The organism is Grimontia marina, assembly GCF_900060185.1.
Lineage (GTDB): Bacteria > Pseudomonadota > Gammaproteobacteria > Enterobacterales > Vibrionaceae > Enterovibrio > Enterovibrio marinus.
The window spans coordinates 1-20,316 of record NZ_FIZY01000075.1 but is presented as its reverse complement, the minus strand read 5'-3'; the positions used below and the strand labels follow the sequence as shown (position 1 = coordinate 20,316).

At 46.2% G+C, this 20,316-nt stretch carries 23 protein-coding genes and 1 pseudogene; 7 read left to right on the top strand and 17 right to left on the bottom strand.

Annotated elements, in window-relative coordinates:
* The 3 genes from GMA8713_RS23325 to GMA8713_RS23315 all read right to left on the bottom strand — a co-directional run.
* Nucleotides 1-548, bottom strand: a 548-nt coding sequence (locus tag GMA8713_RS23325) for a helix-turn-helix domain-containing protein (protein ID WP_198159503.1), incomplete at its 3' end; no start/stop codon positions are given.
* 264 nt (nt 549-812) lie between these two features.
* Entirely contained in the window at nt 813-1,841 is a 1,029-nt protein-coding gene (locus GMA8713_RS23320; protein WP_062714732.1) for a methionine synthase, read from the bottom strand.
* 45 nt (nt 1,842-1,886) lie between these two features.
* The gene (locus GMA8713_RS23315) at nt 1,887-2,861 is read right to left on the bottom strand and encodes a DUF1852 domain-containing protein (RefSeq protein WP_062714730.1); all 975 of its coding nucleotides are present in this window, start codon (nt 2,859-2,861) and stop codon (nt 1,887-1,889) included.
* Between the two features lie 249 nt (nt 2,862-3,110).
* Here GMA8713_RS23315 and GMA8713_RS23310 point away from each other — a divergent pair, with 249 nt between their 5' ends.
* From GMA8713_RS23310 to GMA8713_RS23295, 4 genes are all read left to right on the top strand, one after another.
* A complete protein-coding gene (locus tag GMA8713_RS23310) occupies nt 3,111-3,920 on the top strand; it encodes a sulfite exporter TauE/SafE family protein (RefSeq protein WP_062714739.1) in 810 nt (269 codons plus the stop codon).
* 295 nt (nt 3,921-4,215) lie between these two features.
* Entirely contained in the window at nt 4,216-4,755 is a 540-nt protein-coding gene (locus tag GMA8713_RS23305; protein WP_062714728.1) for an outer membrane beta-barrel protein, read from the top strand.
* Nucleotides 4,756-4,847: 92 nt separating this feature from the next.
* Entirely contained in the window at nt 4,848-5,369 is a 522-nt protein-coding gene (locus GMA8713_RS23300) for a GNAT family N-acetyltransferase (RefSeq protein WP_062714726.1), read from the top strand.
* Nucleotides 5,366-5,728 (top strand): hypothetical protein, encoded by a 363-nt coding sequence (locus GMA8713_RS23295; protein WP_062714724.1) that lies wholly within the window; start codon nt 5,366-5,368, stop codon nt 5,726-5,728. The genes GMA8713_RS23300 and GMA8713_RS23295 overlap by 4 nt, the downstream gene beginning before the upstream one ends.
* 8 nt (nt 5,729-5,736) lie before the next feature.
* Here GMA8713_RS23295 and GMA8713_RS23290 read toward each other — a convergent pair whose 3' ends face one another.
* Nucleotides 5,737-6,714, bottom strand: a complete 978-nt coding sequence (locus GMA8713_RS23290) for a DMT family transporter (RefSeq protein ID WP_062714722.1) — start codon at nt 6,712-6,714, stop codon at nt 5,737-5,739.
* A gap of 146 nt (nt 6,715-6,860) precedes the next feature.
* Here GMA8713_RS23290 and GMA8713_RS23285 point away from each other — a divergent pair, with 146 nt between their 5' ends.
* Nucleotides 6,861-7,316 (top strand): Lrp/AsnC family transcriptional regulator, encoded by a 456-nt coding sequence (locus GMA8713_RS23285; RefSeq protein ID WP_002538050.1) that lies wholly within the window; start codon nt 6,861-6,863, stop codon nt 7,314-7,316.
* Between the two features lie 8 nt (nt 7,317-7,324).
* Here the strand turns inward: GMA8713_RS23285 and GMA8713_RS23280 are convergent, their stop codons facing one another.
* Nucleotides 7,325-7,846: a GNAT family N-acetyltransferase gene (locus GMA8713_RS23280; protein ID WP_062714737.1), complete on the bottom strand. Its 522-nt coding sequence runs from the start codon at nt 7,844-7,846 to the stop codon at nt 7,325-7,327.
* A 193-nt stretch (nt 7,847-8,039) separates the two neighbouring features.
* On the opposite strand from GMA8713_RS23280, the gene GMA8713_RS23275 reads away from it, so the two are divergent.
* Nucleotides 8,040-8,624 carry a beta-class carbonic anhydrase gene (locus GMA8713_RS23275; protein WP_232314550.1) on the top strand — a complete coding sequence of 195 codons (585 nt, stop codon included), beginning with the start codon at nt 8,040-8,042 and terminating at the stop codon, nt 8,622-8,624.
* 50 nt (nt 8,625-8,674) lie between these two features.
* On the opposite strand, the gene GMA8713_RS23270 is transcribed toward GMA8713_RS23275, so the two are convergent.
* The 5 genes from GMA8713_RS23270 to GMA8713_RS27505 form a co-directional block, all read right to left on the bottom strand.
* Entirely contained in the window at nt 8,675-9,445 is a 771-nt protein-coding gene (locus tag GMA8713_RS23270) for an HvfC/BufC N-terminal domain-containing protein (protein WP_062714714.1), read from the bottom strand.
* A complete protein-coding gene (gene bufB, locus GMA8713_RS23265) occupies nt 9,442-10,269 on the bottom strand; it encodes an MNIO family bufferin maturase (protein ID WP_062714712.1) in 828 nt (275 codons plus the stop codon). Before bufB ends, GMA8713_RS23270 begins: the two co-directional genes overlap by 4 nt.
* Before the next feature lie 22 nt (nt 10,270-10,291).
* Nucleotides 10,292-10,573 (bottom strand): BufA2 family periplasmic bufferin-type metallophore, encoded by a 282-nt coding sequence (gene bufA2 / locus GMA8713_RS23260; RefSeq protein WP_062714710.1) that lies wholly within the window; start codon nt 10,571-10,573, stop codon nt 10,292-10,294.
* 338 nt (nt 10,574-10,911) lie between these two features.
* On the bottom strand, nt 10,912-12,834 hold the full coding sequence (locus GMA8713_RS23255) for a M14-type cytosolic carboxypeptidase (protein WP_062714708.1): 1,923 nt from the start codon (nt 12,832-12,834) through the stop codon (nt 10,912-10,914).
* A gap of 430 nt (nt 12,835-13,264) precedes the next feature.
* On the bottom strand, nt 13,265-13,438 hold the full coding sequence (locus GMA8713_RS27505; protein WP_198159574.1) for a hypothetical protein: 174 nt from the start codon (nt 13,436-13,438) through the stop codon (nt 13,265-13,267).
* 66 nt (nt 13,439-13,504) lie between these two features.
* Here GMA8713_RS27505 and GMA8713_RS23250 point away from each other — a divergent pair, with 66 nt between their 5' ends.
* Complete coding sequence (locus GMA8713_RS23250; protein WP_157515739.1) at nt 13,505-14,008, top strand: beta/alpha barrel domain-containing protein; 504 nt, start codon at nt 13,505-13,507, stop codon at nt 14,006-14,008.
* Between the two features lie 68 nt (nt 14,009-14,076).
* Here the strand turns inward: GMA8713_RS23250 and GMA8713_RS23245 are convergent, their stop codons facing one another.
* The 7 genes and pseudogenes from GMA8713_RS23245 to GMA8713_RS23220 all read right to left on the bottom strand — a co-directional run.
* Nucleotides 14,077-15,675 (bottom strand): methyl-accepting chemotaxis protein, encoded by a 1,599-nt coding sequence (locus GMA8713_RS23245; RefSeq protein WP_062714703.1) that lies wholly within the window; start codon nt 15,673-15,675, stop codon nt 14,077-14,079.
* Between the two features lie 184 nt (nt 15,676-15,859).
* Complete coding sequence (locus GMA8713_RS23240) at nt 15,860-16,396, bottom strand: GNAT family N-acetyltransferase (RefSeq protein WP_062714702.1); 537 nt, start codon at nt 16,394-16,396, stop codon at nt 15,860-15,862.
* Between the two features lie 12 nt (nt 16,397-16,408).
* Entirely contained in the window at nt 16,409-17,584 is a 1,176-nt protein-coding gene (locus tag GMA8713_RS23235) for a MerR family transcriptional regulator (protein ID WP_062714699.1), read from the bottom strand.
* A gap of 125 nt (nt 17,585-17,709) precedes the next feature.
* A complete protein-coding gene (locus GMA8713_RS28285) occupies nt 17,710-18,747 on the bottom strand; it encodes a hypothetical protein (RefSeq protein ID WP_232314549.1) in 1,038 nt (345 codons plus the stop codon).
* Nucleotides 18,748-18,780: 33 nt separating this feature from the next.
* Complete coding sequence (locus tag GMA8713_RS28280; RefSeq protein ID WP_232314548.1) at nt 18,781-19,458, bottom strand: hypothetical protein; 678 nt, start codon at nt 19,456-19,458, stop codon at nt 18,781-18,783.
* 55 nt (nt 19,459-19,513) lie between these two features.
* A pseudogene (locus GMA8713_RS23225) lies at nt 19,514-19,960 on the bottom strand (hypothetical protein); the annotation flags it as partial.
* A gap of 19 nt (nt 19,961-19,979) precedes the next feature.
* Nucleotides 19,980-20,316, bottom strand: a 337-nt coding sequence (locus GMA8713_RS23220; RefSeq protein ID WP_157515497.1) for an IS630 family transposase, incomplete at its 5' end; no start/stop codon positions are given.

The following is a 20,316-nucleotide window of genomic DNA, read 5'->3' as shown; positions in this document are numbered from 1 at the left end:
ACTTCGTCTTCATAAAACACCGGATGGTCAACACTGCATTTGTCCAGCGCCTCACTTATCTGAGCGAGCTTTTCTTCCTTGTCAGGGTCTCGAATATTGAGGGTAGGTGCCGCCCTACGCCAGACGATCCCGATTTTCGGTAACCAACGCCTGACCGTAGAAGCCGCCACTGTACTTTGGAATACATCATTGAGCTGCATCGTTAAAAGCTCTGTACTCCAGCGGCTTCGCTGATAACCGAAATCCTGCGGGGAAAACTGAACCAGAATAGTCAGCATCGCACACATTTCGCTAACGGGAAGCGTTGGCGGTCTGCCAACAGGCAAAGCGTGCAGGGCATCCATACCACCTTGAGTAAACCAGTCAATCCACCTACCCACTGAGGAGCGGGCTGCACTGATAATACGGCAGACATCGACAATCGTTTTGCCTTCGTGGAGTTGCATGAGAGCAATAAGTCTGCGGGCATAATCCTTGTCCTTGGTAGTCTGTATCGCTTTTTTCATCCTACGACGTTCGCCACGAGGTATCGGTGCTATGATGGCCATCACTCAGTCCTTTTGTCGGTATGTTTCGGTTTGGCGATTGATCAGATCGCACAAAGCGGACTGAGTTTCTCTTATCTTTGAGATCTACTATTAGGAACAGCTATTTAGGCACTGGCCCGTTTCCTGAGGAGCTAAAGCAGTACTTTGACCCTGTAAAGAAAAAACTAAACACACATGAGATTTGGTAAATATAGAGCCATGAATTCTATACCTGGCTCTCTGGATTAGTGTGCCACTCTCTAACTTTCTCTGCCTATTTTGACGTTAGGCTGAAAGTTCCTTTCGCACAATTTCAGTTCCCGCACTCAGCGCGAAGAGCTTGGCCGAAGCCACTCCGCGGGACAGCGGTGCCATGCCACAGTTGGTGCATGGGTAAAGTTTATCGGCATCAACATATTTCAATGCTTCACGCAAAGTCTCGGCCACTTCTTCCGGTGTTTCGATGTTATTTGTCGCCACATCAATAGCACCTACCATGACTTTCTTACCGCGGATGAGTGACAGCAACTCGATTGGCACGCGGGAGTTATGACATTCCAGCGAGATAATATCGATGTTGGATTGCTGCAACTTAGGGAAGACTTCTTCGTACTGTCGCCACTCTGAACCCAGCGTCTTTTTCCAGTCGGTGTTGGCTTTAATGCCGTAGCCATAACAGATGTGAACAGCAGTTTCACATTTCAGCCCTTCGATGGCGCGTTCCAGCGTGGCAATGCCCCACTCGTTCACTTCATCAAAGAAGACATTAAATGCAGGCTCATCAAACTGGATGATATCCACGCCAGCCGCTTCCAACTCTTTCGCTTCCTGGTTCAGGATTTTGGCAAATTCCCAAGCCAGCTTTTCGCGATCTTGGTAGTAGCCATCGTAAAGGGTATCAATCATGGTCATAGGACCGGGCAGCGCCCATTTGATTGGCTTGTCGGTTTGCTTACGCAGGAACTTGGCATCTTCCACAAACACGGATTTTGGACGGGAAACTGGGCCAACCACAGAAGGTACACTCGCTTCATAGCGGTTTCGGATTGTCACGGTTTCGCGCTTTTCAAAATCAACGCCATTTAAATGTTCAATAAACGTGGTCACGAAATGTTGTCGTGTCTGTTCGCCATCGCTGACAATATCGACCCCTGCGACTTGTTGCTCCTGCAATGCCACACGAAGTGCGTCATGTTTGCCATCAATTAATGCATCACCTTCTAATTTCCATGGTGACCATAATTTTTCTGGTTCTGCCAACCATGAAGGCTTCGGTAAGCTTCCTGCTGTTGAAGTCGGTAATAATGTTTTCATAATAAATACTGTCTTTTCTCTTTATTCGTTATTTATAGATCGTGATTAGGCGTAATTCGCAGACCATTGCTCCAGAACATTTTGGTAAGGCTTGATGAAGTTTTCTTCTGCAAACTTACCTTGTTCAATCGCTAATCGGCTGCGCTCTTCACGGTCATATACAATTTGCGTTAGAGAGTGGTCAGCATTTTTCAAGTTTGGCTGATAACGTTTTCCGGCCACTGCATTGGCATTGTAAATTTCAGGGCGATAGATTTTCTGGAACGTTTCCATGGTGCTAATGGTGCTGATTAACTCAAGGTTGGTGTAATCATTCAGCAAATCGCCAAAGAAATAGAAAGCTAAAGGTGCAACGCTGTTTGGCGGCATAAAGTAGCGAACCTGAAGGCCCATTTTCTTGAAGTATTGCTCGGTAAGTGAAGACTCATTTGGCTGGTATTCCACGCCCAGCACCGGGTGTTGGTTTTCTGTCTGACTGTAGATTTTGTTGTCTGACACGCTCAAACAGATCACTGGCGGCTTCTTGAAGTTTTGCTTGTAAGCCTCTGAGTTCACGAAGTGTTTGAACAGCTTGCCATGTAGCTCGCCAAAGTTCTCTGGAATGCTGAACTTAGGCTGGTCCTTGTTGTGATCAAGAAGTAGAACACTGAAATCATAATCACGCACGTAAGATGAGAAGTTGTTACCCACAATACCTTCAATGCGCTCATTGGTCTGGCGATCAAGAATGTTGGTTTTCAGAATCTCAATCGACGGGAATGCCTCACCGCTGCCGTCAATATCCATATCGACGGAGATAATTTCCAATTCGACAGAATAACGGTCGCCGTTTGGATTATCCCAATTGGCAAGAGAGTTAAAGCTGTTATCAATCATTCGCAGTGCATTGCGAAGATTACTCTGACGGCTATCCCCCCGCGCTAAATTGGCGAAGTTAGTCGTAATTCGGGTGTTGTCTTTTGGCTGATAGTTTTCATCAAAACTAATGCTGTTAATCGCGAACGTAAAATTCTGGCTCATGGTATTTGGATCCCTAATCTAAAGCTGACTTAATTCCTTACTCTTCCTGGGCTTTATTTTTGTTTGTCACTTTCCCAGTCAGTCGTATTCACTGTTTTGCAGTGATACTTGCATAGTGAGATTTATACGTGCCTCATGGATTTAATGAAAACTCTTTTCTTTCACCTTCATCATGAGAAATCTTCATGATCTATTTTTATTTGTTCGTGTAGGATTTCAGCCTCTTGAAAATAAGCAGAGATGAAATGGATGAGTGATTTGCTTTTATTGTTTATATATTGTGCGCTGCTCGGCAGCGGTGTGGGTTTTCTGGCGGGATTGCTGGGTATTGGTGGCGGATTGGTCATTGTGCCAATTCTCAGCGTGATTTTGCTTCACTTTGAAGTGTTACCAGCACAGCAGGTCGTGGTTGCGGCCATCGCGACTTCATTAGCCTCGATACTCTTTACTTCTACTTCTTCGGCTATCGCTCATCATAAAAACGGTAATGTTCCTTGGGATTTGGCTCCCTGGATCATGACTGGCGTGGCGCTTGGCGCGCTTATCAGTGGTTTTCTGGCCGCCTTGCTACCTGAGCAAATCGTTCGCATGGTGTTTGCGGTGAGTGTGGTGCTCATTGCATTGAAGATGATTTTCAGCGGCAAGAACGATGATGACGCCGAGCGTAAACTGCCAAACAAAGGTTTACTGACTTTCTTCACCACAATTGTCGGTGGCCTGTCGGCCATGATTGGTATCGGCGGCGGTGCCCTTTTGGTGCCTATGTTGAGTTTCTTTTCTATCGACATGAAGAAAGCGATTGGTTGTGCGTCAGCCTGTGGCATCGTTATCGCTTTGTTTGGCTCGGTAGGTTACATCACATCTGGCAGTGCCCATTTTGCATTGAGCGACGGTTTCGCTGGCTTTGTGTACTTACCTGCACTGTTGGGTATCGTCTGTACGTCTTGGTTCACTGCGCCTTTAGGCGCGAAGGCGACCCAAACCTTGCCTGTTGCCACGATAAAGAAAGTCTTCGCGCTGCTTTTGTTGGCAATGGCGGCGAATATGGCGCTGCGCTAAGCATTTGAGGGGCGATTCGCCCCTTCTTTTCCTTCCTTTTTTGCCAATTTTAGTCACCTCCCGGCTCACATCCTGCCCCCTTACGGAAAACTGCTGCTTATCTTCCAATCTTATGATTTTAATAACAAATACATTGTTAATTGGGAGCTGCTTCTAATATGCGCTTTTACCCACAATGTTAAATTCATCGACTGATTCCCATTGAAGATCGAGAGGGTGATGTTTTCAGCAATTTGCTTTTGCTGTCGGACAACGCCGTAATCTCCCACTCTTCCAAATGACATGTGGTTTACCGATGAAAAAACTCTTTATTGCGTTACTCCTTTTTAGCTGCCATTCCTTTGCTGATAACTACTTCTATGCAGGCACCAATCTCTCCGTTTACGACGATACCGAGTTGAAATACAACGATCTTAAGGTGGACGAAAACAACGCATTCGGCCTGAGCGGTTTTGTTGGATACGGTCTGGAAATTTCAACGGGCATGGAGCTTGGACTGGAAGTGGAATACCAACACTTCGGTAAAGCGGAATTCGCGCAAGATGTTTCCATGGACGGTGAAGCCTACTATTTCAACCTAAGACCTAAATGGGTTGAGCCAGGAAACAATCTCTACAGTGCATTGATCCTGGGTGTCGGCGGTATTAAAGCTCAAACCGACATTTACGGCGTTTCCCGCTCACAAACTGAGTTGGCTTATCAGGCAGGCTTTGAGCTGGGGTATATGTTCGACCAATTGGATGTTGGCATCGGCTATCGTTACCAAACCGGCGATTTCAATGACGTAGACCTGTCGATTCAAGGCGTATTGCTGACTGCGCGTTATAACTTCTGAATCAAATCGTCTTAGGGTCAGATTCGGTCAGTTTTGACTGAATCTGACTTGTTCTGATATCCACCTACCTATCAAGCCCTCTTCGAGATTTAATGAAGCCCGTTTTATCTAGCCATCGCCTAGTATTGCGCTCTATCGTTCACTCTGATGTCGACGATTTGTTTGAGATTTATGGTAACGAGCAAGTCATGGAGTTTGCGTCTGACCCTGTGTTCACCTCAATTGAAATGGTTCATCAAATGCTTGAAAGCGTGGCTCGATTGGAAGCCACAGAAGAATCCTTTGAATGGGCGATTGTTGAGAAAGCTTCAAACAAAGTAATTGGGACCTGCGGATTGCATAGCTTTAACCAAGCGCGCTCTGAATGCGAAGTCGGTTGCTTGTTACATCCCGCTTATTGGAACAAAGGCTTTATGTCAGAAGCGCTTCCCCTGCTGTTCGAGCATGCCGAAACAATGGGTATCCAGCAGTTGAGAGCGGATATCGACCAGCACAATGTCAGGTCTCAGAGGCTTTTCAGAAAGCTTGGATTTAAAGCCTATCAATCATGCTATGTGTTGGGATTCTCCAAGGAAGTCGCCTCTTTTCCTCATACAAGGAATAACGCTACATGAAGTTGCTTGCCAAATTAGTCATTTCGTATTTTCTCGCAAGCTACACGTATATGGAAGTCTGGCTGGCTGTGGAAACGCCTCTGAGTTTTAGAAACCCACATTGGTATGTCGTCGCTTTGATTGTTTTCACCGCCCTGATTTCTCTTTGGGTCTATACATGGTTCTGTGTTCACAGAAAGCACGCCGTCGTGGGCGTATTATTCTCGTTGCTCGCCATCACGCCTTATTGTTTTGCATCACAAAGAGTGCTCTTTTTATTTCTTATTTCGTCGCCCCTGCTGATTCTTTCAAGCTGTTATGTTTTTGTGTTTTTCTGGCAAAGGAAAAACGAATTGGCGAGCACTACCGAACCAAGTTAGGGAGCTGCCTACCTGCTCTGATGGACGGGTGGCTGATAATTCAAAGATGCATCGTTTTTCATAAAAATATTGCTTGCCACTAAGCTCCCGATGCACACAAACCCCAGCGCAGACATAGTCACCATATCCGGCACTTCGTAGAAGATGGGAATAGCCAGCAAAGTCGCAATCACCGGTGTTGCGCTGCCGAATGCCGCACTTCGCTCTGCCCCGAGTTGTTTAACGGCATACAGATAAGTACAAGAAGACACAATCCCAGCCCCGACACCTTGCAACAAGGTATGGGTAAACACCTCCTGCCATGGCCATTGTGATACTGAGGTTTGATGGAGTGTGCTCGGCAACCATCCAATGGTGACCGCCACAAACAGAACCAAGCAAGACATGATGGCTAACACGCCAGAACAAGCGAGAGCATTCAGGTTCGCCACCCGTGCACTGATCGTGAAAATGGCCCACATCAAACTGCCCAAAAGAAAGAGAATATGTCCTTTGGACTGTGCCCAATCATAAGCCCCCTCGGAACTGCTTATGTTGCTTATGAGAAACAGAGCGGTGCCTATCGCGATTGCAACAAGTCCAAGTTTGCGGTGTGTGCTTAATGGTTGCTGATAAAAGAGCACTGCAATAGCGGTGACAAACAACGGCAAGGTACCCGGCACAAGCGCACTACCGTGAGAGACTGGGACATACTGCATCGCGTTGCTTGCCACCAGAAGATACGGTAGCCCGCTTCCGACAAACATACCCAGCATATATTTGGCCGGAATAGCTGCGATTTGCTCTCGTGCCTGATAGACAAAAGGAGTCAGTAACAGTGCAGGAACAAGGAAGCGCATGAGTGCCAGATCAGCCGGCAGAAAATCTGAATTCGCGCCGCCTTTTAGAGAGAGGAAAAAACCTGCCCAAACCAATAGCGTTGCCATCATCGACAAGTAACCTGCCGTCTTGCTTTTTGTCGTTCCGTTTTCTGCGTTCGAAGCCATCACTGTTCATCTCTGTCCTTGATGTTGAATAGCTATTATCTGGCACAGCGATTAGCGTTAGTTGGCAACTTTTTATATCAATTACACAAAGATTGATGGTTTCCGCTAATGTTTACATCATTCTTGATTAATAAAAGCGCGAACACATGGATCGTATTGATAAACAGCTTCTGGAGCTGATGCAAAAGGACGCGAGACTGACAACAGCAGAACTTGCAGATTTGGTTGGCCTTTCCCCCTCTCCTTGCGCAAGACGTATTAAAAGGCTGGAGAAAGAAAAGATTGTTGCGGGTTATCACGCTTCGTTAACGCGGGATAAGGTCGGCATCGCCATGACAATGTTTGTGGAAGTCAGCCTGAACAATCACCAGGTGACATCAGTAGATGATTTTGAACAAGCGATTGGTGATATGCAGGAAGTAGTCAGCTGCCATGTCGTCTCTGGCGCTTATGATTATCTGCTGGAAGTGGTGGCTAAAGATCTGAGCGGCTATGAGCAATTCACCCGAAAACTGCAATGCCTACAAAACGTGAAAGACATTCATACACAGCTCGCGATTCGTAAAGTGAAAGACCGTGGGGCGTTGCCGATTTATGTCTAATAGCGCGGCTAGAGTTTAGTACGGTAATACTTCACTCGACGTTCTTTGCCCTGCATGCGATTGGTTCGTGTGTCAGTATATTCCACTCCCAGTTTGTTAATCACAGACTGGGACTGCTGATTCTCTTCCAGGTGCATGACTTCCAAATACCTCATGCCGAGGTGTTCTTTCGCAAAATCCACCAAGGCACGCGACGCTTCATAGGCATAACCGTTTCCCCAGTAAGGCACGCCAATCCAGTACCCTAAGACACCTATGCCCTCTTCAATGCTGGGAAAACTGACGGTACCGATAAGCTGTTGATCGCTTTTCAATGTGACCGCATAAACGGCACCCTTGCCTGATTCCCATTTGGCCTGATGAGTGGCTATCCAAGACTCCGCCATGTGTATCTCATAGGGATGAGGAATATTGGCGGTCATATCTGCAATGCGTTTATCGCCCGCTAACTGAGCAACGATTTCACTATCTTCTTCTGCAAACGGGCGAAGGGTGAGGCGTTCAGTATCAATGTTAGGTTGGCTATTCAATTTAAACCCACTTCTTAACTCACTAATTTTTAGATGATTATTCAGTACCACAAAGAAAATGTACACCCAACTAGATAGATATCATCATTTGTTGACCATTCGACCCCCTAGTTATGGTTAAAAGCGACCTACGCGGTCCGCATTTACTGCCTTTTGCGGGCCGCGAGCGCCAAAACTGAAAATGAGGATCCAAATGATGAGCAGAGTAAAACAAGAAGTTGAACACGCGAATCAAGCATACGTAGCGAATTTTGGGGATAAAGGACAATTACAAATCCTACCGAGCCGAAAGTTTGCCGTTCTTACCTGCATGGACGCACGCCTTGACCCCGCTAAATTCGCTGGGTTATCTGAAGGCGATGCACACGTCATTCGTAACGCGGGCGGAAGGGCCAGTGACGACGCCATTCGCTCATTAGCTCTATCGCACAAGCTACTTGGAACCAACGAGTGGTTTGTCGTTCATCACACTGATTGCGGCATGCAGAAATTTGATCAGAAAACCATGGGTGATTTGCTTGAAAATAGCTTAAATACCGCCGTACATAATGGTGCAGAATGGGTCAACACAACCGAAGAAGGCGGTTCAGTTGAAGGACACTTTGTGAATTGGCTGACGTTTAGTGATCTGGAAGCCAGTGTTGTTGAAGACGTAAAACGAATTAAATCCAGCCCTTTGGTGTCAAAAGATATTCCCGTTTATGGTTATGTCTTTGATTGCGAAACAGGAAGGTTGATAGAAGTCAAAGAGGCTACCAAAGCCGGCACAACAATTTAAGAGAATTGAACCAGAGGTGGTGGTCTTTATGTGTTGCTATTGGAAATTAATTAATCATTGAACGCCAGCACCTCATCCTCAATCCATCGATGCAGCATTTGACCAAACTCAACCGACACATCCACATCTGGAAATTGCGCCTGCAACTGTGTGCCGAGGTTATTGAGGCTAACGCCTGCTTGAATCATCGAGATCGCAGCAGATTCCAATGGCGAAATACTTCGGAAATGTGGAGAGTGCCCTTTTCGCCAAACCAGTACATCGACAGCTTGCGATAATGGCGCAACGGTTGGTGGTGCTTCTTCTTTATCGATGGCATGCCAGATATCGAGGGTATTGCAGGTATGTGTGGTTAAGGTGAGGGTCGGTACGGCAAACAGTTGGATGTTTTCCGGATCTGCAGCAGCCTTTACCTGAAGTGATTCCATGGTCAGTACTTCACTGTCTTCGCCGTCAAACGCTCTTCTGAGCGTCCAATCAAGTTCCGCCAACTCTGCGACTTCAAGATCATCGGGAAGCTGCTCGGCAATAAAGCTGGCAAACAAGTGGCCATAGTAGCCAATATTGGTGTAAGTAGATGGATGCGTTTGCACGTAGTCCGCAGCCAGTTCGTTAAACCAATCATCGCCCAGGTAAACCGCGGTATGTTCAAAATTGTCACGCAAAACATCGATAAGTCGGATGCGATAGGCGTTGTAGTAAATCGCCAAGCGATCTTTTGATGGCAGGCTGCCTTCTCTCTCGTTTACCCAGTCAGCCTCAGTGCATTGCTGGCTGAGCACGATGGTTTGAAAGCTGTCCTGAAGGGCTTGAAGACTCATGCTGCACCCTCCGTATTCAGAACATCTCCAGCGATTTTTCGGGCAATATCCAACTCATCCAGCAGTTCAGCCAAAGGCGGCACATTGTCGTCACGTTCGATCATGGTCGGTACATTGCCGTAGCGGGTTAGCGCGTATTCATACAAATCCCACACACCTGCACAAACCGGATGATCATGGGTATCAATCAGGTGGTCGCCGTTGTTTTGGTGGCCGGCGAGATGGAACTGGCAAATGTGATCTTTGGGTACACCGTCAATAAATTCAAACGCTGAGAACCCGTGGTTGAAGGCACTGACATAGATGTTGTTAATATCCAGCAAAAGCTGGCAGCCCGTGGCGTTGCAAATCTCGCTCAGAAATTCCCATTCAGTCATCTCTGAATCTTTGAATTCAACATAGCTAGAGACGTTTTCTACCACCAAAGGACGCTTCAAAACATCCTGAGCATGGTGAATATTTCTCGCCACCACATCCAGCGCTTCTTGCGTGAATGGCAATGGCATTAAATCGTGAAGTTTACGACCGTGGACACCCCCCCAGCAGAGGTGATCGGAAACCCACATGGGTTCGATTCGTTGTTCAAGCGCTTTGAGGCGTTTGAGATAGTCTTCATCCAGGCCATTAACCGAACCAATCGACATGGAAACGCCATGCATAGTCATCGGGTAGTCGGCGCGGATACGGTCAAGTATGGCCAATGGCTTACCGCCATTGACCATAAAGTTGTCAGAAATGACTTCCAGCCAATCAACAGGTTGTCGTGCATTCAGAAAATCGTTGTAATGCTGAGTGCGTAAACCCAGTCCAAAGCTCGAAGTCATTTCATTCACTCCAGGCAATCAATTAGAGATCAGAGATCACGCCACCTTGATCAAGGCATTCTTTCGCTTTCATCGCTTTAAAACCGTGGCCGCCACAAGCGTTTTGACCTTTGCACTGGTGCTCGGCAGTTTTACAGTCTGACTGGCCTTTACAAGAGTGGATGCCGTAGCAGTGAACTTTGTCACCAGCCCCGATTGCAGCACCCGAGCTACCAGCTGGTGATTCTGCCGCAAACGCACTCGCGCTCATTGCTACTGCCAGTGCTACTGATGCAAAAGTGGCGCTCTTTTCAATCTTATTCATCGTCTGTACTCCAATGTTTTTAAAATTGGCAGCTTTCCAAACCTCTTCCTTCAATGAGTGAAAATTAAGATCAAACCGTATGGGAAAAGTGTTTGCTACCGTTGAATAGGGCAAGTGCCCAGTCCATTCAGTAGACCCAACTAATAATTCTCTTCTTTCAATATTTTTTAAATCTGCTGAAGATTAACTTTCATTTCGTCATATTTACATACGCTTAAAGCAATAAAAAACCGCTTCCAAGCATGTATGCAATAGAAGCGGTTTAGCAATGACGATGGCGGCTATGTTTTCTCAGTTACCTGCCTTCCGCCGATTTCAGAAGTACGTTGATAATAATACTACTGCTTGGAGGCGTCCTCATTCAAAACCACAGGATCAACCGCCCTGACTTCCTTGTTTAAACTTTGACGAGTCAAGATAGATCGTCTGAATCTTTGCTGCTTGGCAGGGATGGGAAGATCGTGATACGAAAGAATAGAAATTGCCATTGACTCACCCAACCTTCTCAGAGAATCTTCAGTGACATAGTTTGGAGCAAAGCCCGATTTATCGTAGGTGGTTTCAAATGTCACCGCCATGACATCACTCCCATAGTTTGTCCACCACCAAGATTCAGGATAGTTGCGACTTGCAAAGCTGCTACCACCCTCTTCAGGCGTTGGCTCAATCAAATCCTCTCCGAATGATGCTTTTACTCCGTCAATAAAACGAACTGTTTTATTCCAAAGCTCTGCTTCTTCTTTGCTATAGCCCAACGACTCTGGACCAAAATGCGGGTAAAAGAATGGGCGTGTATCGGGATCAGATTGTGAAGAGTGAAGGTTCAGTGCCATGGTAAACTTGCCATCTTGCTCGGCTAACCTCAGCATTGCTTCGTTGAGTAACCGATTCTCAATAGGTGCATCCTCGTTGAGGAGCATCGGATTAATCTCATCTCTTTGCCACATCACCTCTAGGTTGACCGAACTACCATTCAAACGATAATGCCCCAAATCAACGCCGTCTGGGTTATGGACAGGGACGATATGAAAAATCAGGTTATCCAAAGCTTCCTGCGAATATTCATCGGAACGAGCAAGAAAGTTCATTAAACCCTCTACCAGTAAAGACCCACCGACTTCCGCTGAGTGTGTTCGCGCATGAATCCAGACCCTTTTTTTATCTTTTGCGTCAACATATGGGTTAGTAATAGTGACTAAGTCGATGGGTTTACCCAAAATTGGTGAATGACCGAGTGTTTCTTTTGTCACATACTCCTCGGGCAACTTGGTGATGAAGTCTTCATAAAATGCGTCAAATTGACCAGAGCTGTATGGGTAAAAGCGCGAGAGTAAAACATTATTACTATCAAATTGTTTGTCGATTTCAATTGTTCTTGTAACCTCTCCTTCTACTTCATCCGTTACCACCGTAATCTCACTCGCGTCAAAACGATGCCATTTCTCGCCATCATACGAATACAATGGTGTGTAGTCGTACTCCCACCCTCTTTTATCGCTCGCGTATTTATCGTTCACGCTAAATGTAAATGGCGTATCCGTAAATACTCCGGACAATTCCAAATACCACCAGTTTCTCCATTTAGGGATGGCATTCAGCCAATCTTCAGGGCCGTCATTTCGTAAAGTAATTGCCGCTGATTGGGTTCCTGTAATTTGAGCATCATTTCGACCCGCATTCCCTGAAGGAAAATTCTCTGCAATTAAGGGATAAGGATAATCCTGAGGTTTAACTTGATCGGCAGTGTAACCATGCAGCCACCACGGGAAAAATTGTGCCCACCAAGGCAAATGATTAATCCAGGGTGAGAACAGTATCAGCCAATTGGGAATAGCACTCGTGCCTGCACCGCCCAGTATCAACCCTTCTGGTGTGTAAGCGCTAACAGTGAGGAATTTTTTTCCGTAGCGTGTAGAGTCCAGTTTTAGCTGTTCAATAAATGTCTCGTCACTGACTTTAATGTTATAGACAGGCTCACCACCAAAACTCCAAAAGTGGCGTTTTTTGAAAGCCTTGAATCGGAAATTGCTAAGCTCCTCAAGGGTGATATCTCTCCCTATGTAACACCTCGTCTCACCATTAAAAAAATACGGTACCGTCTCTTCTAAATTAACGGTAAAGTTCACCCTCCAAGCATTGTGGGCAAAGTCGGAAGTAATGGTGCGACAGTCATGTTCATTCGCAAAAGTCTGAGCAGAACATGCAGCAGTCGCGACCAGACACAAAGACTTCACTTTGGATTTTAATAAGCCATTTAACATAGAATTCGCTCCTTGTTACGAAATCTCACATGTATAAAATAGTTAACATTCTACGGTCATAGCTTTGACACAACAGCTCAACGTTATGACTGTCAAACCCGCTAAGTACAACTCGTAGTTTTTCTTTTTTATCATATTGTTATATGTAAACTAGAATAGAATCCCTTTACTGTTAAGGAGAAGAAAATGTCTTGTTTTACTTACAAAACAAAACATGTAAAGGTTGGAAAATTGGGAAAATCCTTAATGGAGGGGATTTTTAAGTTGACTAAGCAGTCTCAACCCAGTGCTCTCAACTTGCTTTGCACACTCTGCGAACACCATCGTGATACTGACTGCAGCTATCGCTGTTTTCTTGAGTATTGTGGTCGTCCTTGTTTGCATCAATTAAGGCAACAATGACGAATTTTCCTAGGGTCTGTTGACCTTTCTAACGAGTACCGCTTATTGGAAGGTACTTTAAAGCTTCAGGGCGGGTTTTACTGCACAGCGCGATATAGTCACCACGTTCGAATGACTCGAGCTGTTTTTCCGTCATCACTGGGCCCATTTCTTCATCAAACAAAGGTTCGACATTCCAGCGAGGATCGACACTGAAATCCATTCTTCAGAGTTGCTGGCTGAGGACATTCGCTAGGCAGGAGCGTTCGTTTATCTGGAAGTGGTGAGTTTGGATGAAGAAAGTGAAATCCAATCAGCGAAAGCGGCGATGACCTTGAACGTCGACTACCTGCTTAGTGGAACCAGACCGGAACTGGTCGCTTCATTGGTGAGAAACCCCCCTCTTAAGCACTGCCCTTTTGCAGGAGAAATAGAAGGACACCCAAGTATCCTGATCGGCAGTGTCGATAGCATTTCCCGGCATGAAGAAGAGATTTCAGCTATAGATGAGGTAGACGGATTAGATTTGCTCGCATACCGTTTTTCGGGAGATGAACCCGAGTTGATGCGCAGAGTATGTGAAGCATCATCAAAGCCGGTCATCATGGCAGGGAGTATTGATAACCGAGAACGTATTGAGGTGGTATATCAATCAGGTTCCTCAGGATTCACAGTGGGGACGGCGGCCTTTACTGGTGCAATTCCATCCGAAAAACCAGGATTGCTGGGTCAGGTCAGCGCCATCTCAAAGACATGCCTGGCAGTTCAACAATCTCCTAGACGGACTGGATAGCGACAGGGGGAAATTCATTGATACTAACAAGCCTGCTCGCTGCAGGCTTATAAGCTTTATTATCTGGTTTAGGTCTTAAACTGCATTGTCAGCTTAGACAGCTCACTCGACTGACTGCTTAGCTGACCACTGACATGACTGGTGGTATTGATGGCATCAGTCAATGACTGGCTTCCGCGCTTCAACTCCCTTCTTCGCTCTGTCAGGTGTTCGATCTCGCGATGCTGGGAAGTCAACGCCACGCCAGCTTCTGCACTGAGTTGTTCCAAGCCTTCAAACGTGCGATGTATTTCACTGAGATATTGTTGAAGCTGCACACTCGCCTGCTGGTTGTTTTCACTCGCCACCTTCGTCTCACTCAATAGTGAGCTTGCATCTTCAACCTGCGAAATCAAATCGTTAATCCAGTTTCGAATGTCTCCCGTCGATTCAGACGTACGTTTCGACAAGCTACGAACCTCGTCTGCGACAACAGCAAACCCTCTGCCCTGCTCGCCAGCGCGTGCAGCTTCAATAGCCGCATTGAGCGCCAACAGGTTGGTTTGTTCAGCAATGGACTCAATCACATCAGTCACCCCAGAGATTTTTTCACTGGTGGCTCTCAGTGTTTCCATCGTGATTGCCACTTTGCCGACAGAATCGACACTGTAGGCAATTGACCTCTCTGTCGCAGTCATCTGCGCCTGAAGATCGCCATTGTCTTTGGCCATTTTGCCGATACATTCACGCGTGTTATTAACTGCCGCCACGATGTCTGAAGTCGCCGTTTCCATCACAGTCAAAGACTGAGCCACTTCATTGATTTGTGACTGAGTGTCTTTGTTAATGTCCGACACCCTGTGGCTCTGGCCATCGAGCGTACCGGATTGTTCATCCAACTCCCCGGTTCTGGTGTGAATGTGCGTGACGAAATGATTGAACTTCTCCAGCAAATTATTGGATGCTCTGACAATGGCTGACACTTCATCTTTGTAATGGTCTTCAAGACGTACAGTGAGATCAGATTCCGTATCAATATTGGTCAGCGCCGTCGAAATCCTATTCATACGAATGATGACGGTGTGGTGCAGCCACAACATCAAGATCACGGCGACAATGGTCGCTATAACAATTGCGGCCATGATGAACATCGACTGCTGCTTTAAAAAGGCAATCAATCCGCCTGCAGAAATATTTGCATATTCGCGCCGCTCCGCCAGCTTTTCACTTATTGCGGCTAACATTGGGTCTACAGCGGGATACAAATCAAAGTCGACCACTCGCCCAGCGTCGTAGAAGCTTTTGTCTTTAATCGCGCGCGATAACTTAGTGACATAAGCATCAGCTTTCTCTTTGTTTTCAGCGTTGTCGTGAACCCATTCACTAAGGGAGGGATGCTGGTAGAGTTGCTCCCAGCTCGCTTGGTAATTTGCATGGAAGTTCTCAAACTGCGGTGTGATTTCGCCCCAAAACAGGAGCTGGGCTTTAATCTTTTGAGAAAGGGTAGAGAGGTCCCGATGATCCCTTTCAAGCGCCAAGAGCGCCCATACTTCAGGAAGCTGTTCGTTCACGTATTCCGAATACGCATCGGTCGAACGGGATGAAATCCACAGCGCCAAACTGCCAAGTCCTATCGTTGACGCGAGAAAAAGTGTGAATGCCACCAGCAATCGCTGACGTACGCTCATAGTGTTTCCTTTCACTTACCTACTGCTTTTGCTGGTAAGCCTAGTAACGCTACATTTCACATTGGTTACAAATTTATCACTAAAAGTGACAGTGGACTGATATGCGATTCGAATCACATTTTAAAATTCACATACTATTTGTAAAACAATAGGTTAAAAAGCGCCCAAAGGCGCTTTTTAACGACTACCAAAGTTCTGGATTGTTCATTGCAGGTACACAGCCTGATTCACCTGAAATGGCCTCTAAAGCTTCGCCACTAAGCGACTGTCCCAGCCAGCCTTCTGGGAAACTCAATGGCAATGGCGCTTTGATAACGTCTTCGCTGATTTGTGCAAATCCCACCTTACTGTAGAAGTTAGGATCGCCATAGGTCACCGCAATGTCGACGCCTTGGGATTTCAGGATACCCAATGCACGGTTAATCAGCGCCTGGCCAATACCTTTACCTTGTACTTCTGTACTCACCGCCATTGGTGAAAGCAGCTTGGCTGTTTTGTCACTCTTCAACGTGAGCGTGGAGAACATCACGCCGCCAACAATTTTTTCTTCGTCTTTGGCAATGAATACCTGTAAGTCTTGCTCAGGTGTCGTTTCCATCATCGCGCGGGCAAATACGCCAAGCATTTTTCCTGCTTCTTCACCTTCAGAGTTGGCAAATGTCGCTTGAAACAATTCGATAATCGCTTCGACGTCGTTCTTTTGGTAAGTGGTGTAATTCATGTTTCATTTTCCTTAGCGGCCTTTCTTTTTAAGCACAAAGACCTGATAACTAAATTCGTTCAAATATCGGTTGTAGATGTTCAGTTCAGCCTGAATATCCTTCAGCGCCGCTGATTCCGGCATGTCTGCTTTCAGCGCATTTACTCTTTCTTCCAACGGCTTGAAGTAGTTTTCCCAAGCCTCTGGAGCGAGCGTAAAACTCTCTATGACTTCATATCCTGTCGCTTTCGCCTGTTCTTCACGTCGGGAAATCGAACCAATGTCTGGGTATTCCTGTAGCCAGAATGTTTTGGTTTCGTCACTTGGCGTGTCGGTCAGCCAGACCAAATCGCTTAACACCAGCACTCCCTCTTGCTTAAGTGATGGACGCCATGCTTTCATTGCGTTTTCGACTCCCATAATGTAGGCACAGCCTTCTGCCCAAATCAGGTCAAAACTTTCAGGCTCAAAAGGCAACTCGGTCATGCTGGCGTTCACGGTCGCAATGCGATCTGAAAAGCCAAGCTCTGCTGCACGCTCATTCAAGCGGTTGAGCGCAGAAGGCTCATTGTCCAGCGCTGTAATCGTTGCGTCGGTATGTTTTGCCAACACAGTCGTCGCAATGCCTTTGCCACAGCCAATTTCAAGCAATGTCTTTGGCGAAGACTTCACACTGCTGAGTGCACGAAGTGTTTCCTCTTCCGAACCTGGCCCCCAGCGATCTAGTGTTTCGAAAACACGCATAAAGTCGGCCATGTAGCGATCATGTTCATTCATGTCTTTTGATAACCATTTCAAATGCAGCGCCTCTTTTTCACTGAAGCCCTGCTTTATTAACCACTCCAGGTGCGCATCAGGCGCTATTTTGTCGACAGACTCATGCCAGGCTTTTAAGTCCCCTTCACCCAGCAGTGCTGCTAACAATTGTCGTGATTGCTGTTTATGAGCAATTTCTTCGTCCAACTGTTTTAGGCGACTCTGCAGAAGCTCACGATCGACCTTGGCATTCAGACAAGCTTTACATTCCTTGAGCGTTAAACCTCCAGCCTGAAGCTTCTGGATCAAACGAACGCGTTGAACATCTTTATCGCTATAGACGCGATAGCTGTTTTCCAAACGCTTACCCTGAATCAGTCCCTGCTTTTCGTAATACAGCAGCGCCGTACGGGAAAGCCCCACAAAATCTGCAAGCTCGGAAATGCGGTACATGTTTGGCTCCTATGCCTATCAAGATCGCCACCATAAACTATAAAGCTATAGACAGGTCAATAAGAGTTATGCAGAAATAGAAAACGCCGACACCAAATGCCGGCGTTTGATCGATAAGGTGAGGTTTAACGGTTTATCAGATCTTGTGCCAATGCCAGTGTTGATTCTGAAACGTCTGGCGTTTCCAAAATCTTACGGGCAATTGATTTGTTTAGTTCTGTTGGCTGGGCATTGTTAGCGAGAAAGGCGAACAGTAAATCGCGAGTGGGAGTCAGAATATCTGGCGAACCAATCCTGTTTCGTAACTGCGCCTGATAGGTCTCTGAAAGCTTCAAATTCTGAGTATTAGTTTCAATACCCGCGGTAATGGCCTTTACCACATTAGGGTGGCTGTCATTTAACATTTGATTTAGCAACCTTGATTGCATCTCTGGGTTCCGGCTGAGCATTTTCGCTGCCACTTGCCTCTCATCAGCATACTCGCTGTCCAGATACGGTAACACTCGGTTATCGAGTTCTGCATTACCCAGATTAGCGATAGCCAGCAGTTCGCTGTACCCCGCACCACTTGAAGCCAGTTTGTTGGCAAGAAACCCTGTGACTTCACTAGTCATCCTCGGATTTTGTTTACCCAATATACCAATGTTCAGCATGGCGGTTTGTGCCAACAGACTATTAGAATGGTTGAGCATATTTTGAAGCGTGCTGAGGGCAATCTGGCTATTAATCTCCCCCATTTTAGAAATAGACATTATCGCTCGAAGACGATCCGTTTCTGCTAAAGCGTCATCTTCAATGATGGAGGACAACACGTATTCCGCCTCCTGTTCCCCAGAGCGCTCGAGGGCAAAGATCAGACTCGAACGCATACTGTCGGTGATATCGTCCGATACAAGAAGGTCACGGACAAAACCCCAACCTTCGCTAACCAGATAAATCCCAAGAGCCTGAGCATTATCTAACGTTGGATTAGCATCAAATAACACCAGCGTTTCCATAAAGTTTCCTTCGGTCACTTCTAGTTCTGGCGTAGTGCCTGTGAGGGCGACTTTGTAATGACCGTTTGCTCCAGTACTATAGTTTGCCAACGTGAATAAGTTGCCTTTGGACGTGATGGGTTTGATGATAATTTGCTGATCCAGTTGAAGTTCGGAACCATCCATGATGATGGTTTTTCGCGTGATGTTTTTGAGCTTTTAGGGAAAAGCAAAATTGTCTAATGTTAATTGCCAGCTGTCGTTATCAGACAACGTTTGATAGCTTGCTGAACTGCTAATGTCTGCGGCTTTCTTACGAGTGACCGCGTCGCCGTTAATCTCATAGAGATAAGTGTGGGTGCCCTCCGGTAGTTGCAGACTCTGAATGCCTTCGTAGTAAGAAAACTGCTGAAGTAATGCCGTCATCAAATTTAGTGGATGCATGGGTTCTAACCCCAGCATGGAAACATCCTTGAATGCACCATCACGGTACCCGAAAGTAAATCCCAGATACGACGGGATTTGGGTATTGGGGTCTTCTGACTCAAACTTCACGTCAAACACAACGCCTTTATTTGGCACTCCACCTTCCATATCGAGTTCAAAGCTCAGTGCATTGGTAAAATCGGCCAAAACGGCTTGCTGTGTTGAAAGTTTGGACTTCACTACCGCCTTATATGCCCTGACTGTCGGGGCTTGTTCGCTGTTTTGTGGGGAGTGTAAAGTGTTATTTTCGTCAGGAGAAACCTCCATCAGTTCAGTGACAGCGTCACTTATAGTATTCACCTCTGACGAGACGTATGTTTTCTCTGATCCTGACTCTGTTTCAAACCATACTAAAGATGCTGCTACCGCTGAGCACACAATCAGAGAAATAAGAATAATATTCCTGTTCATGACTTATCCATTGAAGAAATAGGGGGCACTAATGTGCCCCTATAAATATTATTAATTAGAAGTAAGCCGTCTTTTCATAAATCGTATGTTCAAATTCGTAAATCGGCGACCAACTAACTAAGTCAGTTTCTGCATAAAATATCCGCGCAAGGCCAAATGCTTTAACTTCGCAGTACAAACCAATTTTACCGTTACCACCTTTTGCACTTGCATCCCATTTCAGCTTGGCATAGTACTGGTAATCTTTTGCTTGATCACACTCACAATCCGGTTCGTAGGAAATACCAGCTTCAGCGTAAGCCTTCGTGCCCGCATTAATTAAAGTCAGCGAGCCCTTTACGCCTTTTTCAATGGTTTTCAATATTTTGTTTAACTTGACATAGCCTTTTGCTGTTGCATCTCCAGAAATAAAAGGACGTACGCTAGCATAAATAAAGTCAGGACGACGCTGACCGTTAATTTTGATGGGTTTGTTAGGTTTATCAAAACCACCCACTTCTAAATAACTGATCCGAATAGTGCTACATTTTCGCCGTGCCGTGGCAACCTCCCGGGTACGGCGATACGTTATCCATAAAGTGCTTCACCTTCCTGAGCAATTGCCACATATGTTTACACCTGTGATTCCGAGTAATTGTCTCATGGAGAGCATTCCACAATCGTTCTATGACGTTGACCCAAGGGCAATAAACGGGCTGGAACAGCAGCCTGAACTTTGGGTTCTTCTTGAGCCAAGCCTTCGTTTTTTTACTTTTGTGGATGATGTAGTTATCCAGTATCAAGGTGACACTTTTGGCTCGGCGGTAGTGCCACTTTAGCTTCTCCAGCATGGCAATGAATAGGTCTGAGTCTTTCTTT